General features: G+C 52.6%; 13 protein-coding genes and 1 tRNA gene. 2 read left to right on the top strand and 12 right to left on the bottom strand.

Translation table 11 applies throughout. From position 1 onward, the window contains the following. Positions 1-91: 91 nt before the first annotated feature. From ACZ5CE_RS01445 to ACZ5CE_RS01415, 7 genes are all read right to left on the bottom strand, one after another. A complete protein-coding gene (locus tag ACZ5CE_RS01445) occupies positions 92-1189 on the bottom strand; it encodes a fatty acid desaturase family protein (RefSeq protein ID WP_464575982.1) in 1098 nt (365 codons plus the stop codon). A gap of 357 nt (positions 1190-1546) precedes the next feature. Next, positions 1547-2095, bottom strand: a complete 549-nt coding sequence (rfbC, locus tag ACZ5CE_RS01440; protein ID WP_464575981.1) for a dTDP-4-dehydrorhamnose 3,5-epimerase — start codon at positions 2093-2095, stop codon at positions 1547-1549. Beyond that, positions 2092-2982: a glucose-1-phosphate thymidylyltransferase RfbA gene (gene rfbA, locus ACZ5CE_RS01435; protein WP_464575980.1), complete on the bottom strand. Its 891-nt coding sequence runs from the start codon at positions 2980-2982 to the stop codon at positions 2092-2094. Before rfbA ends, rfbC begins: the two co-directional genes overlap by 4 nt. Continuing rightward, positions 2979-3881 carry a dTDP-4-dehydrorhamnose reductase gene (gene rfbD / locus ACZ5CE_RS01430; protein WP_464575979.1) on the bottom strand — a complete coding sequence of 301 codons (903 nt, stop codon included), beginning with the start codon at positions 3879-3881 and terminating at the stop codon, positions 2979-2981. The genes rfbA and rfbD overlap by 4 nt, the downstream gene beginning before the upstream one ends. Beyond that, positions 3878-4942: a dTDP-glucose 4,6-dehydratase gene (gene rfbB, locus ACZ5CE_RS01425; protein ID WP_464575978.1), complete on the bottom strand. Its 1065-nt coding sequence runs from the start codon at positions 4940-4942 to the stop codon at positions 3878-3880. The genes rfbD and rfbB overlap by 4 nt, the downstream gene beginning before the upstream one ends. 89 nt (positions 4943-5031) lie before the next feature. Beyond that, positions 5032-5211 carry a hypothetical protein gene (locus tag ACZ5CE_RS01420; RefSeq protein ID WP_464575977.1) on the bottom strand — a complete coding sequence of 60 codons (180 nt, stop codon included), beginning with the start codon at positions 5209-5211 and terminating at the stop codon, positions 5032-5034. Continuing rightward, positions 5208-5939: a pseudouridine synthase gene (locus tag ACZ5CE_RS01415; RefSeq protein WP_464577368.1), complete on the bottom strand. Its 732-nt coding sequence runs from the start codon at positions 5937-5939 to the stop codon at positions 5208-5210. The genes ACZ5CE_RS01420 and ACZ5CE_RS01415 overlap by 4 nt, the downstream gene beginning before the upstream one ends. Positions 5940-6061: 122 nt before the next feature. On the opposite strand from ACZ5CE_RS01415, the gene ACZ5CE_RS01410 reads away from it, so the two are divergent. After that, positions 6062-6138, top strand: a tRNA-Val gene (locus ACZ5CE_RS01410). 1149 nt (positions 6139-7287) lie between these two features. Further along, positions 7288-7827, top strand: coding sequence for an FxDxF family PEP-CTERM protein (locus ACZ5CE_RS01405; RefSeq protein ID WP_464575976.1), 540 nt, complete (start codon positions 7288-7290; stop codon positions 7825-7827). Between the two features lie 55 nt (positions 7828-7882). Here the strand turns inward: ACZ5CE_RS01405 and ACZ5CE_RS01400 are convergent, their stop codons facing one another. The 5 genes from ACZ5CE_RS01400 to ACZ5CE_RS01380 all read right to left on the bottom strand — a co-directional run bounded on the left by ACZ5CE_RS01400 (position 7883) and on the right by ACZ5CE_RS01380 (position 14169). Further along, complete coding sequence (locus tag ACZ5CE_RS01400; protein ID WP_464575975.1) at positions 7883-8452, bottom strand: FxDxF family PEP-CTERM protein; 570 nt, start codon at positions 8450-8452, stop codon at positions 7883-7885. Between the two features lie 671 nt (positions 8453-9123). Then, positions 9124-10596, bottom strand: a complete 1473-nt coding sequence (locus tag ACZ5CE_RS01395; protein ID WP_464575974.1) for a mannose-1-phosphate guanylyltransferase/mannose-6-phosphate isomerase — start codon at positions 10594-10596, stop codon at positions 9124-9126. A 67-nt stretch (positions 10597-10663) separates the two neighbouring features. Then, positions 10664-11740 (bottom strand): UDP-glucose 4-epimerase GalE, encoded by a 1077-nt coding sequence (galE, locus tag ACZ5CE_RS01390; RefSeq protein ID WP_464575973.1) that lies wholly within the window; start codon positions 11738-11740, stop codon positions 10664-10666. A gap of 450 nt (positions 11741-12190) precedes the next feature. Further along, a complete protein-coding gene (gene wecB, locus ACZ5CE_RS01385) occupies positions 12191-13303 on the bottom strand; it encodes a non-hydrolyzing UDP-N-acetylglucosamine 2-epimerase (RefSeq protein ID WP_464575972.1) in 1113 nt (370 codons plus the stop codon). After that, the gene (locus ACZ5CE_RS01380; RefSeq protein WP_464577367.1) at positions 13300-14169 is read right to left on the bottom strand and encodes a polysaccharide lyase; all 870 of its coding nucleotides are present in this window, start codon (positions 14167-14169) and stop codon (positions 13300-13302) included. The genes wecB and ACZ5CE_RS01380 overlap by 4 nt, the downstream gene beginning before the upstream one ends. Positions 14170-14750: the final 581 nt, after the last annotated feature.

Here is a 14750-nt window from a genome sequence, read left to right as displayed (position 1 = left end):
CGATGGTAGAAATTTTTTTGGCAATCGCGCGATCATCCCGAACAGCATGCCTTCCAGACAGCGAACGGCAGCGAACCCGGCTTTTTTCCAATCATGCATTTTTCCGCCTCTGGATCGCATCATCCAGAGCTGTGTCCGGAACAGGGATACGAGTCGACGCGGAGGCCTCACCCCATATGCGCCGAAGCGCATCCCACATGCTTTTTCGCAGAGTCCTGACATAAAGCGTGTTATCACTCAGCCCGTTTACCAGCCGACGCTGCGCTTCTCCGAGGTTATGGTAGGGCAAGCTCATGAAAAGATGGTGGGTGGCATGGTAACGCAGTCCTACCGGGGCCCATAAGCCGGTGATGAGCCAGTGGCCGGGAACATTGATGGAATCGAGATACTGTTCAGCAAATTCCATTTCCTGGTTTCCAGGATTGCGGTATGCATGAGCACTGAGCGTACGCAAGGAATTGATCAGGAATATGAACATTGCTATGACATACCAGAGCAAAAGCGCCTTGTAAGTCAGCAAGCCCGCCACCATGCAGATAACGGCAATGGCAATGAATAAAAACGTAGCGAATTCCTGGAGTTGCCAATGCCTATCGTTCCGGATAGCGTCCGCGGCACGAATGTAGCTCATGTCGATGGTAAGGGAGGAGGCACGTTCCCACAATAATTTCCGGAGTGGCGGAATCAGATAGGAAAGCGGCGTAAGCAGGAGAAAACGAACGATAAAGAAAAAGGGCAAAACAAATGACAGCAAAACGTATCCTATCATCGCGGTCGGCTTGAGAGTGGCAAAGGGAACATATTCGCCATCCCTGCTCGTACCATACACATCGCGCTTGTGGTGATCGTTATGCACGCCATCATACAAGAAGGAAGGCATCAAAAGGGGTATGCCGCATATGATGTTCCAGACAATCCGAAACGTCCCGAACGTGCCCTTTTTCAGGTGAGCCAGCTCATGAATGAAGATTGCAGCGCGGTAAAAGGCAAAAATGGCAACGATTCCTGCCGCGATCTGCCAGACCGACAGTACCGGCGCTAGCAGTGCCGTGATATAAGCGGACCATCCCAAAGTGACGTGAAAGAGAAAATCTACCCAATAAATCCAGGGGTTGGGTGTCATCAAATCGCGGACAAGATTGTGAGCCTCCCGCAGGGGAAATTCACGACCGTCTGTGGTATCTATCATTCGGAAATCCTCACCGGGATTTTTCCTTCAACCCGGATCCGGCAGTTGGACGGTAAAGTGTGCGGTTTTTGGCGTGCAGGGCAAGGCGCAACGACGCGCAATAGCCATTCCATTCCAATGAGTTGGCAACGCAGCCATGTGCCCCAAAAATCGCGCAATCCACCCTGTAGCAAACTCACCATGCAGGTGAACGTCAAGTACTGTGGAAAATCTTTGTATATCATAGCTCTAAACTGGAAATGAGGGGTCAATCACCGGGTTTAGATTCAATCAAACGCGCATGATCGGGAACGGGATTGGGCGCGACTTCGAGCCAGCATGAGGTCACGCAGATAGGGAACATGAGGCGGATGAAGCTCATCGGAAGACTTCGGCATCGGCAAGCGTCGGTGCGCTCATATCCTTCGAAGATACTACAGGCAAGGCTCCGCCTATCGGCCACGCAATGGCAAGATCCGGATCGTTCCATGCCAGACTGCGCTCGAAATGAGGAGCATAGTAATCGGTAGTCTTGTATAGAAAATCAGCACTTTCACTCAGCACGTAAAACCCATGGGCAAAACCGGGAGGTACCCAAAGCTGGCGATAATTGTCTTCAGTAAGCTCGACTCCAGTCCATCGACCAAAGGTGGCAGAGGATTTACGAATATCTACCGCAACATCGAATACGGCACCTCGCACCACTCGAACCAGCTTGCCCTGGGGTTGAACAACCTGGTAGTGCAAACCTCTCAGGACGCCTTTGGCGGATCGGCTGTGGTTATCCTGTACGAAGTTTACGTCAAGCCCTGTAGCTTGCGCGAAATTTTTCTGGTTGAAGCTTTCAAAAAAAACCCCGCGAGTATCTCCAAAAACAGCAGGCTCGATGATCAGAACTTCCGGAAAGGCCGTGGAAATGATTTTCATTCGACCACCTGCTCCGACAAAAGGCGCAAAAGATATTGGCCATATCCGTTTTTCGCCAGTGGCTGCGCCAGCTTCTCCAGTTGTGCCGGCCCGATGAAACCCTGGCGGTAAGCAATTTCTTCCGGACAGGAGATCTTCAGACCCTGGCGGTGCTCGATGGTTTCAATGAAGTTGCTGGCTTCTATCAGGCTTTCATGCGTACCCGTATCCAGCCATGCAAAACCACGACCCATTATCTCAACCTCAAGCTGATGATGTTCCAGATAGATGCGGTTCACATCCGTTATCTCAAGCTCTCCGCGCGCCGAGGGCTTAAGTGTGCCTACGATATCGATGACTTTATTATCATAGAAGTACAAACCCGTGACGGCGTAGTTACTTCTCGGTTTTGAAGGTTTCTCTTCCAGGGCAGTGGCGCGATTCCGGGAATCAAAGGCCACTACGCCATAACGCTGTGGATCCTGGACATGATAGGCGAATATGGTTGCACCGCTCGTTCTGCTCATGGCACGCTGGAGCTGCGCATGCAGGTCATGGCCGTAAAATATATTGTCGCCCAGCACCAGCGCGCTCGGATCGGATCCGATGAAGTCCTTGCCGATAGTGAATGCCTGGGCCAATCCGTCGGGGCTCGGTTGCACCGCATAGCGCAAACTGAGACCCCAATCCTCGCCATTTCCCAGTAGTTGCTCGAAGCGAGGCGTGTCTTGCGGCGTAGATATGACCAGGATGTCGCGGATTCCCGCCAGCATGAGCGTGCTCAGCGGGTAATAAATCATGGGCTTGTCGTAAATAGGCAGCAACTGCTTGGAAACAGCCTTCGTCACCGGATAGAGCCGGGTACCCGATCCGCCGGCCAGGATGATACCTTTACGCTTTGGATTCATGCTCGTTTCTCTAGAACTTCAGTCAGCATACGCACGACCCCAGTTTGCCATGGCGGCATGCGTAAATCAAAAGTTGTCTGGAGCTTAGCCGCGTTCAGCCGCGAATTTTTCGGCCGCTGGGCAGGAGAGGGAAACGCGCTGCTTGGAACGGGTACAATCTCTTCCGGATCGACTTTGAGTTTCAGGCCGGTTTCGCGTGCGAAATCCAGCACAAATCGCGCATAGCCAAACCACGAAGTCTCGCCTGCTGCAACCAGATGGTATAGTCCCGCCACCTCTTTCCTGTGCATGGCAGTGCGAATAGCATGAGCGGTCACATCGGCCAGCAGATCCGCTCCGGTAGGAGCGCCTGTCTGGTCATCGATCACGGTAAGGCGATCGCGTTCCTGGGCCAAACGTAACATCGTCCTGGCAAAATTTCCCCCACGAGCGGCAAAAACCCAACTGGTGCGGAAGATTAAATAATTACAGCCGGAGTTGCATATGGCCACTTCGCCCTCCAGCTTGGTGGAACCATAGACATTCAGCGGACGAGTGTCATCCGTTTCGACCCAGGGGCGGCTTCCTGAACCGTCGAACACGTAATCGGTCGAATAGTGCACCAACCACGCGCCAAGCCTGGAAGCCTCGCTGGCGATTGCGGCCGGGGCGAGGGCATTGACCGTGCGTGCCGCCTCTGGCTCATTTTCGGCCTTATCCACCGCCGTGTGGGCGGCGGCATTCACGATGACATCCGGAACAACTGCTCGAATGGTTTCTGCTATGCCGTCCAGATGGGTGAAGTCCCCGCAAAATTCCCGGGTATCAAAATCCACCGCGACGAGATCACCCAGGGGCGCTAGGCTGCGCTGCAGTTCCCATCCTACCTGCCCTCCTTTTCCAAACAGCAGAATTTTCATACCTGGCGTCCGGCGTAATTCTTTTCCATCCAGGTCCTGTAAGCCCCTGACTGTACATTGCCGATCCAGGCGGGATTGTCGAGATACCAACGAAGGGTTTTGGCCACCCCTGTTTCGAATGTCTCCTCCGGCTTCCAGCCCAACTCGCGTTCGATCTTGCTTGCATCGATCGCATAGCGTCGGTCATGGCCGGGACGATCCGAAACGAAGGTGATCAGGCTATGGTAGGAGCCGATAACCAAGGGCCTTAATGTATCCAATAATGTACAGATCGTCCTGACAATTTTTATATTCGGCTGTTCGTTCCAGCCGCCTACATTATAGGTTTCGCCGACAACGCCGGCTTCAAGCACGCGGCGAATAGCCGTGCAGTGATCTTTTACATACAGCCAGTCCCGAATTTGCTGGCCATCGCCATAAACGGGCAGCGGCTTTCCTGCTAGCGCGTTTACGACCATCAGTGGAATGAGTTTCTCGGGAAACTGGTAAGGACCGTAGTTATTGGAGCAATTGGTAGTGAGTACAGGCAAACCATAGGTATGGTAATAAGCTCGAACGAGATGATCGCTGGCAGCCTTGCTGGCTGAATAGGGACTGTTAGGCTGGTAAGGAAAAGTCTCGGAAAAAGCGGGCTGGCCCTGTACCAGAGACCCGTAAACCTCATCGGTGGAAACATGGAGAAAGCGAAAACAGCGTTTCATTTTGTCATTCAAGCCATTCCAGTATGCCCGGCTTGCCTCCAATAATCGAAAAGTACCGAGTATATTGGTCTGCACGAACTCTTCCGGGCCGTGAATGGATCGATCCACGTGGCTTTCCGCCGCAAAATTGAGAATGGCGCGAGGCTTGTAGCGACCGAGCACGCTGCTTACCAGCGCTGTATCGCAGACATCCCCATGCACGAAGATGTGGCGTTCGTCCGCAGCCAATGCCGCAAGGTTCTCCAGATTGCCAGCATACGTCAGTTTGTCCAGATTGATGATTGCTTCGTCAGCTTGCGCCAGCCAATCCAGAATAAAATTGGCGCCGATGAAGCCCGCCCCGCCAGTTACCAGAAGCATTTCGTCATTTCCCGAAGAATAAGATTTTCAGCCAGATGCTGAGCGGATATTGTAACGGTGCGTGGCGGCACTCCGCCAATAAATCTCGACTAATGATGCGTAGCAAAACCACCAGAAAAAGGAAGGGAAGCGGGCATGTGCTTGAGCGATGTTGACTCGGATTTTTCGTAATGGATTAATTCAGGGTCTGTTTTTTCAGTATTTTGATCTCGCCCGGATCGGTGTTTACCTGATGAACACGTCTGACCGGCATCTTTGATATCATTCAAAACCTTTCCTTCGGACCCAGATAGCGCCATTCAGCCACTGGGAGATTGCCTAAACTTATCTTTCCAATACGGATACGTTTCAGGCCGGTCACTTTTAATCCTACAAGCTCGCACATCCGTCGAATTTGCCGTTTCTTGCCCTCCCGAAGGATGAACCTCAGTTGCTCCTGATTTTGCCATGTAACCTTTGCCGGCTTTAATTCTTCGCCATCGAGACTCAAGCCATGGTTCAAAAGACCAAGCGCATGCCGGGATGCCATCCCGATAACGCGTACGAGATACTCTTTTTCCATTTCCGATTCGGGGCCCACCAGTTGCTTTGCAATACGCCCATCCTGCGTGAACACCAGCAGGCCGGACGAATCGATATCGAGTCGTCCGGCTGGCGCCATCCCATTTAAATGGCTGATACGAAAGATCTGCGGCGTCTCATCCCCATCAAACCGGGACTCCCGATTTACCAGCTGGATAGCGGGCCGATAACCAGGCTCCGGCTGGCCGGAAACATAGCCAATGGGTTTATTCAGCAGTATGGTCATCCGGCTGGTCTGTTGCGCTCGTGCCGCCTCGTCCAGCTTGATATCCTGCCCGGGATGAATCTTCGTCCCCAGTTCGGTGATACGCTTGCCATCCACCCATACCCATCCTTGTTCAATATATTTATCGGCTTCCCTGCGGGAGCATAGCCCTTGCTGGGACAGGAACTTGGATAAACGGATTTTTTCCATCATCGATGAAAGCACGTGGGAAGACATAGCAGCCCTGGATTCTCATTGTCCAGGACTTGCCTCTGCAAGGAGGCATTATAATTTGAACCCTTGCACTGTTTCAGATAAAATCCCCTTCTCCCAGGCGCGTAGCTCAGCTGGTTAGAGCACCACCTTGACATGGTGGGGGTCGTTGGTTCGAGTCCAATCGCGCCTACCAATTTCCCCGGTTTTTCGGGTTACTTAAGGAACCTGAAATAATCTCCCCCGCTTCCCCTTCCCCATTACGCCGTGACGTAAATGTGACGTAACTAGCCGTCAATCCCGGTGTGGCGGGTTATCCACCACCAGCACAAACGGAGGTTTTCCACCCAAACCCTGAGATGTTCAGTCAACAGGCGAGCATTGTTGGGGCGCATACGTCCCGCTACGGGGTCGATCGTCCTTCGGAAGAAACTGCTCCCCCCTTCGAAGTCGCACCATTCGCGCATCCCGCTCCCCAGAGTCGCCGTCGCGCCAGCGGAGATTTGTTCCGCGCTTCCCCAACGTAGTGCACGACTATCAGTATCGGGATCCACCGGGGAATATGGCTGGCAAAGTGCTGCGCCGGGCCTGCATTCTTACTGAAGTTTCAGCCTGGGAAGACGCGTGGATGTATGGGGTGGTGGGATGTACGAGCGAGACATTACGTGCGGAATGAATATTTCTTGCGAGTGCGCTGGCACGCTACGCTTTGGATGATGCCGCCAATAGGTTCCTACTGGAGGATGAGGAAAAGCCTGCCCTTCAAAACATCAGCTTAGACATTTTGGATGAAGTAATTGCACTGTTGGTTTGAACGCGGATGTCTGCGAAACCGGAAAGCTCACGGCACACCTGTGGTAATTGATCCGGAGAGGCGTCGATGAATTAGGTAATTGTCTTGCGCTACCCTGGTATGCCGCGAAATACCCTGGTTGGTACGGCACGCATAAATATGCCATCAAGTTTGCGGTTGCAGCCAGAAATCTCAGTGAGAAGGGGGGTTCAAAAGCTGTTCTCTATCGAGAACTCATATGTAGAAAACCACCCATCAAGCAGAAAAAAAATTTATATATATTAATAATAAAAATTATGACCTTACGATCGCGACAGTACTCCCCTGATGAGCTTAAGGGCTCATGTTCATCGTTTCCTGAAAGAGCTTTTCTGTCACATCATTCTGTCACAGTTCACCCCACTGAACATCCACGAGGAAAAAACGAAAAATTTATTGAAAACTCGATACAACAGGCAGACGAATATAAAGGAGCAGAGAAGCGGCAACTCGGTGTAAATCGCACCGAAACGACTCCTGTATCAATTCGCTTATCTATGCTATGAGGATAAAATGAACAAGACGAAATTATTCCTATCAGCGGCACCGTTACTAATCGGACACATGAATCCAGCGGTCGCCATCGGACCTGGCGATTTAGGAAATTTAAGCGGCCAGACCGTCTCTATCGGAAATACCTTTTCAGCTTCAAGCCTGGATTCGCATTTTAATGATGTATACATATTCGATATCTCACCCCAATCTGCTGCGATAGGAACTACGGTCACCGTGAATTTTGACCTCCCGTTCTTCCCCGGACCGGAGTTTCAATTATCAAACATGAATATCAAGTTCACTAACTCCACCGATACCATTACTTATGCCAGTGATAGCCAGGTAAATCCTCTTGATGACATTCTTTCCGTTTCCGCACTTCTACCCGCTGCGCTGGATTATAGATTCATTGTATCCGGAAACGTCACGGGTAATCTGGGGGGCAGCTACGCAGGCATTCTTCAGGCCCTCCCGATACCCGAGCCCGATACTTATGCCCTATTGCTGGCAGGTCTCGGGATGATTGGCGCCATTTCACGTCGTTGCATGTCGATTTGAAACGGCGCCGTGACATAGCCAAAAAAAACGTAGCAATGCAGGTAAGTAAAAGGGATTATTTATGGATACCGCGACGACGGATGACAGCACCCATCAAACCCAGACCAGCCAGCAGCATGGCGAAGCTTTCCGGTTCGGGAATGGGAGATACGGCGCTGATCGATCCAGTATAGATCCCGCCCAGCGAACCGTCCACGACACCGCCCACGGCGAGATAGGCGCCGCCGGTGATGGGTTGATCCCATGTCAGGCTGATATGATTCTGCGTATTGCCAGCGGATGGAAGTACAACCGACTTAAGAACCTGGTCGTCGCCCCCTCCAAAAGCATTGTCAGCTCCAAAGCTGACCAGCGAAATTGTGGACAATACCGTGTTCAAGGTACCGGCGGATCCGAGATCCAACGGGAAATTGACCACACTATAGCCCGAACCTGCATTAGGCTGCTCCAGGGTAAAGGTGAAAATGTCGCTGAAGCTTGAACTGCCTCCAAGTACCGATCCCGTAAAGGTGGTGGGCGCACTGGCACTCACCATTCCAAGATCAGTGGTTGTAGCATTTGCGCCCATGCTTGCACCTGCCAGCAGAGCGATACCTACTGCCCGCTTCAAAGTAGAATTAACCATAACTTTTGCCTCCTATTAGTATTTACAACTTGGTACGACACAATACGACTACACGACAAACTTCTCTTACTAGCACACCCACATACCGGTTTGGCACTCCGACTGCCATCGATTAGCCAAGACCAGGTCAATCAGCACTTCATACGAGTTCTGGAAGAACGCCAGACGCAAAAACTCGTAGGGAGAAGGTTACGCTTTATATCGACAGGGTCAATAGACCTATCGGACTAGCGACGATATAGTCACGTCAAAACAGAGCTTTAAGTCAAAAAATACAATTAAAAGAACTGGGAATTGCCGCTTTAATTGGGTGGGATGCGGGGAGACGGGATTGATGCCTTCGTTAGAAGGCCGGCAAGGGCAGCCCGCCCGCAAAGCCCTCTCCCATAAAGGCCGCGGCAAAGTCGGGCGGACCTTCACAGGTGAGGCGATTCTCCCGGAAGAAGTTGCCATCCTCCGCGACGGGCTGTTGGCAACCGCGCCTGGTCTTTGGCGCGGTCAAGTATCCTACTCCTGCACGACCCCGCTTCGCAAAGCCCTCGGACCCTGCTCAGAAAGCCATGGCGCTCTATGCCCACAGCGTTGCAAGTCCGCCCGGCCAGAGCCTTGTCGCGCGCCTATCATTTCGATTCGCCATCGATGCGTCCTGCGAGGACTTGTTCAGGGCTTCCTTAACGTTGATCTCGTTGATCTCTGCCGTATATATCGTCAAAACGCACAATATCGTCTTCGCCCAGATACGACCCCGATTGAACTTCGATCATCTCCAGCGGCACGCAGCCCGGATTTTCCAGACGATGCCGCGTGCCCAATGGGATAAAGGTCGATTCGTTCTCGGACACCAGAAAACTCGTATCGCCACGCGTCACCTGTGCAGTTCCTCGCACCACGATCCAGTGCTCCGCCCGATGATGATGCATTTGCAATGACAATGCGGCGCCCGGCTTTACGACAATGCGCTTCACCTGAAATCGTTCGCCGATATCGATTCCGTCATACGAGCCCCAGGGACGAAAAACTTTTCGATGCAATTGCCCTTCTGGCCGCTCCTCCCGCTTCAGATTATCGACGATCTGCTTGACATCCTGCGCTTTTTCCAACCGCGCAACCAGGACAGCGTCCGGTGTTTCTATGACCACCATATTCTCTGTTCCCACGCATGCCACCAACCGATGCTCGGACATCACCAGCATATTGCGGCAGTCATGCAGGAGCACGTCTCCCTGGGCCACATTGCCCGAATCGTTTTTCGGCAGAACCTTCCATAGGGAATCCCATGCTCCCACATCGGACCATCCGGCCGACAGGGGAATCACGATTCCACCGGGCAATGAGGACTCCCGGTCGACGGCAATACGCTCCATCACGGCATAATCGATCGAGTCGCTTGGACAACCGGCAAATTCTTCTTTTTTTACCCGTATAAAGTCTCCATCAACCGACCGATGAGTCCATGCATTTCGGGAAGCAGCCAGGATATCGTTTCGGCAAATTTCCATGGAAGAAAGCCACACCGAGGCCCGCATCATGAACAAGCCGCTATTCCAGAAATAAGAACCCGCATCAAGATAGGCCTTCGCGCTGGCCACGTCCGGTTTCTCGGCAAACCGGACAATCCGATATGCGTGGTCCTTGGAAGACTCTGGCGGTACAGGCTGCCCGGCCTGAATATAGCCGTATCCTGTTTCGGGGGATTCAGGTATGACTCCAAATGTGACGATCATTCCCTGAGCCGCAAATCCTATCCCGCTGGATACCACTTCCTGGAATTTCTGCACATCCACGATGACGTGGTCCGCAGGCATGACGAGCAGTATCGGATCGCTTTTTTCCTGTTCCGCCGCGAGTGCCGCCAGCGTCAAAGCAGGAGCAGTATTGCGTCCAACCGGCTCCAGCACGATCGTCCCCCGTTTGCCCATCAGCCGCAACTGTTCAGCTATGACAAAACGGTATTCTTCATTGCATACGATCAACGGAGCTCCAACCTCTACGTTGGCCAATCCATCCATGCGACGCACCGTGGCCTGCAATAGGGAATCTTCTCCGGTAAGCGGCAATAGCTGTTTCGGATACTTCTCGCGAGACAACGGCCATAATCGTGTTCCGGAACCGCCGGATAGCACCACAGGAATTAATGATTGCATATGAAAAATGGTCGAGAAATAACTTGAATGGCGCGAGCACGCCCCTCCGGCATAAGTTTAACTGGTACTACTCCGCATTAGTAGAATGCGCGGAAAGGAATCTACTGAGCATCTCCTGGTCCTTGACGCCATACCCATCGGGATTGCCTTCCTGCCAGCGCCAGGCATCGGCGCACATTTCATTTAAACCGCGTTGCGCCTTCCATCCGAGCAGATTGAATGCCAGCGCCGGATCAGCATAGCATGATGCGATGTCGCCCGGGCGACGTGGCGCGATTTTATAGGGAACCGGCCGGCCGCTTGCCTGCTCGAAGGCATGCACCATCTCCAGAACGCTGTAGCCTATGCCTGTGCCCAAATTGATCGTCATACAACTGCCAGCGTCGATTTCGAGGGAGCTCAAGGCCTCCAGAATTTTGATATGCCCCACGGCCAGATCCACTACATGGATATAGTCGCGCACCCCGGTTCCATCGGGAGTGGGATAATCATCTCCCCAGACATTGAGAAATTCTCTCCGCCCTATCGCCACCTGGGAGACAAAAGGCATGAGGTTATTGGGCATTCCCTGCGGATCCTCTCCTATCAAGCCGCTGGAATGTGCGCCGACGGGATTGAAATAACGCAGGATGCCGCAACGCCAGGCGTTATTGCTGCGGTGCAGATCCCGTAATATTTCTTCAATCATCAGTTTGCTGCGGCCGTAGGGATTGGTAGCGGAAAGCGGATGATCTTCGGTTAACGGCAACCGTTGCGGATCACCGTAAACCGTAGCGGATGAACTGAATACCACCGTATGCACGCCACTTTCTTCCATGGCCTCCAGCAGACGAATGCTGCCAACCACGTTGTTATCGTAATATGACAAAGGCTGTTCCACCGACTCTCCTACCGCCTTGAGCCCCGCGAAATGAATGACAGCCTCCGCCTTGCTGCTACACAACGCCGCCGTTAGTGCGGCACGATCCCGGCAATCGCCCGGGATAACTTGCAGTTTCTTGCGGGTAATGGCCTCTACTCGGGATAAAGCCTCTGGATGACTGTTGCAGAAGTTATCGAACACCGCCACCTCGAAACCTGCATTCAGCAGTTCCAGACAGGTATGCGATCCTATATAACCTGCTCCACCCGTTACAAGAATCATTTGGAGGCTCTTATTGATGTCAAGATATAAACCTAAATCCGGTAGCTGACCGCTCTTTTTTGGTTTAAAACCATAAGCCGCAAAGACTTTCGCGATACTCGACGTTCACCTGTATGGTTCGCTACATCTCTCATCGGATGATCCATATCACCGCTATTTGAAGTTAAGGAAGCGCTGAATAAATCTCCGCTGGCGCGGCGGTGGCTTTGCGGGATGGGATGCGCGAAAGGCGACGACGCGAATGGTTGATCCCCTTCGCTAGGAGCCTGACAAGGCAGACCGCCCGCAAGGCCCCGTCCCATAAAGGTTGCGGTAAAATCGGGCTCTCATGGCGTTGCGCTCCTTGGCATCGTAGTCCCGGCTACGACCTGCGTCGCGCGCCTTATGATCATCCCGATTTTACCAGCAACGCGCTCAGCGAGGATTTATTCAGCGCTTCCTTAACTATCACTATCCTGCAAGCTCCGCCGCCAGAATCGCAACGATCCGCTCCGCCGCCTTTCCATCCCACAGATGAGGTCGTTGCCCCCGCTTACCTTCGCCAAGCAGCACCTTGCGTGTTTCCGCAACGATATTCACTGGATCCGTGCCAGCCAGCACGTTGGAGCCTTGCTCCACGGTAACGGGGCGTTCAGTATTGTTGCGAACGGTAATACAAGGTACGCCCATCGCCGTGGTTTCCTCCTGTAAACCTCCACTGTCTGTCAGAACGACCGTCGCATCTTTCCATAAATTCAGGAATGGCATATACGCCTGCGGGCCAACGAGCGTGATCTTCGGTCCCAATTCGATACCGAATTTTTCCAGATTGCCTTGCGTACGAGGATGTACCGGAAAAATCAAAGGCAACTCGCACGAGATCTCCTTCAGCGCCCCGCAAATCCGCGCCATTGTGCCCGAATCATCGACGTTGCCTGGGCGATGCAAGGTCACCACTCCGTAACGCCCCTCATTCGCCAGATTCACTGCCTTGAATCTGCTTGTGTCATATGCCGAAGTATCGGTGCTCGCCAATCGCTCGACCTGATAGAGCAAATTATCCACCATGACGTGTCCGACATAATGAATCGATGAGGCATCCTTGCCTTCGCGCTTCAGGTTCTCTATCCCGCTAGGTTCTGTAACGAAAAATAAATCCGAAATACTATCGGTGACGATGCGGTTGATTTCTTCCGGCATGGTCATATCCCCGCTGCGCAATCCGGCCTCGACATGGGATACCGGGATATTCAGTTTCTTAGCAACGATGGAACACGCCAATGTCGAGTTCACATCCCCGACCACCAGGACGGCATCCGGCCGGTCAGACTGGCACAGTTCTTCAAAAGCCACCATTATTTTGGCTGTCTGCTGCGAGTGGCTGCCACCTCCCGCCGCCATAAAAATATCTGGCTCGGGTATGCCCAGTTCCTCAAAAAACACGTCGTTCATCTGGTAGTCATAATGCTGGCCCGTATGAACAATGCTGTAGGCCAAACTTCCGTTTGCCTGCAAGGCGCGAACGATGGGCGCGATCTTCATGAAGTTGGGACGAGCCCCGGCAACGAGGTATATTTTTTTCATCCTTGCCTGCTATTTTTCCCTGAAAATCTGAAACGGCGAATTTGGCAAGCAAAACTGATGCCCATCAAGCCCGCAATCATCATGAGATAGATATTTGGTTCGGGAACGGCCGACAGGGACATGGTTTGAAATGTTTCCTTGCCGTCACCGATTTTCACCCCGGTCGAATAAACACTCATGTGCGGCCATTCCACGCTCGGCGTGCCATATATGCCGCTTTTAAACCATAAACCACCTTCATCATTGAAAGTATTGATATGATTTCTTTCCTGATAAAGAAGAACGCCGTCCTTCCAGAATTCAAGAAAACCCGTATTATCACCCGCCCATTTTACATGAAGATCCAGGTGCACCCAACGATCGGTCGCAAGCGTCCATGAAGCCAGCTCACGCACCTCGTAATCCACATGTGCAACAGGAGTGATACCGGAGGGTGAAGTAATACGGTCGTAGTCAAAGGCGTTAATGAGGCTTACTTTATCGTCTTTGACTGCTACTGCAAGAGTCGGCCTTCGCAGATCGCTTTCTCCTCTATCTGGCGTGTCGTGTATCTGGGCGATAATGTTGCCGTCATGCATATCGTTCCACTTGGCGGGCAGATAATATCCCCATGAATACCAGCGCTCCGACCCCATGGGATCTTTTGGCGCGCTGACTTCGGAACGGAACCCTCCGTTTGTCCGCAGATCACCCAGGAAGCGGGTTGCCAGCATGACGGATTGACCGGAGCCCGCCGGGTCAAGCTGCTTTTCGATTCGGCCCGGGATTCCAAAAGGGGCCAAAACGCCTACCGGGGCGTATCCATCCGCCTCCACTACCCAGTAACGGGAAAAATCTCCCTTGCTGAGTCGCCCGTCAAAGACCATGTCGGCACAGGCGGAACGCATAAAGACAAGCAGCAGCATGCCGCCACAAATCAGCTGGAATTTGCTGATACGAGTCATCTCCGAAATTTTCAACATCAAGCGCACTCCATAATCTCTACCCTTTCATGCAGGAAGTTTGAAAAAACAACGACAAATCTGATAACCGGATGGAATGGGCAACCCGCTTTCACCGGTTGCTCCGAATAAAAGTAAAACAGCGGCACAGAAACGCATCACTACGATGATTCAGAATTGGAATCGAGGAAGCGCTGCTTCCCGACGAACCGGCCAACTGAACAGGTCGAGTAAAAATACCAGAACCCCAGGCGAGAGCCAGGACTGTGACTGAACCAGGGAACCCCCGAGAAGTTCAGGGAAGCGCTGAATAAATGGCGCACAAGGCAACGACGCTTCGTGGCGCAGCAAGAAGCAGCCTCTTCCTATGGAAGGCCGCCCAGTAGCAAGAGTAGATCATTAGGCTATGGCCATGCGCCGCTGCCTGATTCCCCATTTCACGGGGTCTCTCATCCAGCTGCGGGATGACTTGCCGTCCTTTCGCATCGCAGGCCCTCGCTACGTTG

It is taken from the genome of Nitrosospira sp. TNL200, assembly GCF_055386305.1.
Note: the sequence above shows the minus strand (reverse complement) of the source record. Positions and strands in the feature narration are given on the sequence as shown.